Annotated in this window: 1 protein-coding gene; it reads right to left on the bottom strand. The window is 41.7% G+C overall.

Features of this window, described 5'->3' with window-relative positions; genetic code table 11:
• Positions 1–1,136: MucBP domain-containing protein (locus A5878_RS17660; RefSeq protein WP_256925761.1), on the bottom strand; the 1,136-nt coding region annotated here is incomplete at both ends.

Raw genomic sequence — 1,136 nt, 5'->3', positions numbered from 1 at the left:
GTTTGCTTGACCACTTTGGTTTCTGTTGACTCAGTCATATTTGGCGAGTAAGTAACGGTCAATTCTCGGTCTTGGGTGTCGGCTGTCAAACCTGTGACTTCGTCAATGCTTGTTTTATCTGCGTGATAGTTCTTGATTTCAGGGCTTTGCACTTCATCAAACGTCGTGTCATCATCTTTGGCTTGCCATTGACCATAGGTATTTTTTCCTGTTGCTTCATTCGTTGTGACTGTGCGTGTGAACGTGACCGTGTCTACTTTGTCTGGGGCGGCTTCTTTGCCGTCTTCATAAACATAATGGATCGTTTGCTTGACCTCTTTAGTTTCTGTTGACTCAGTCATATTTGGCGAGTAAGTAACGGTCAATTCTCGGTCTTGGGTGTCGGCTGTCAAACCTGTAACTTCGTCAATGCTTGTTTTGTCTGCGTGATAATTCTTGATTTCAGGACTTTGTACTTCATCAAACGTTGTATCATCATCTTTGGCTTGCCATTCACCAAAAGTTTTGTCACCTGTTGCTTCATTCATTGTGACTGTGCGTGTAAAGGTGACCGTGTCTAGTTTATCTGGTGCGGCTTGTTTACCGTCCTCATAAACATAACGGATCGTTTGTTTGACTTCTTTGGTTTCTGTTGACTCAGTCATATTTGGTGAGTAAGTAACAGTTGATTCACGATCCTTGTCCTCTGCTGTCAAACCTGTGACTTTATCAATGCTTGTTTTGTCTGCGTGATAGTTCTTGATTTCAGGACTTTCCACTTCGTCAAACGTTGTGTCATCATCTTTAGCTTGCCATTCACCAAAAGTTTTGTCACCGGTTGCTTCATTCATTGTGACAGTTCGTGTAAAAGTAATAGTGTCCGTTTTGTCTGGTGCGGCTTGTTTACTATCTTCATACACATAATGGATCGTTTGCTTGACCTCTTTAGTTTCTGTTGACTCAGTCATATTTGGCGAGTAAGTAACAGTTACTTCGGAGTCTTTGGTGTTAGCTGTCAAACCTGTAACTTCATCTATGCTTGTTTTGTCTGCATGGTAGTTCTTGATTTCGGGACTTTTCATTTCATCAAACGTCGTGTCATCATCTTTAGCTTGCCATTGACCAAAAGTTTTGTCACCTGTTGCTTCATTCGTTGT

This window comes from Enterococcus sp. 3G6_DIV0642, from assembly GCF_002140635.1.
Taxonomy (GTDB): domain Bacteria; phylum Bacillota; class Bacilli; order Lactobacillales; family Enterococcaceae; genus Enterococcus_D; species Enterococcus_D casseliflavus.
Note: the sequence above shows the minus strand (reverse complement) of the source record. Positions and strands in the feature narration are given on the sequence as shown.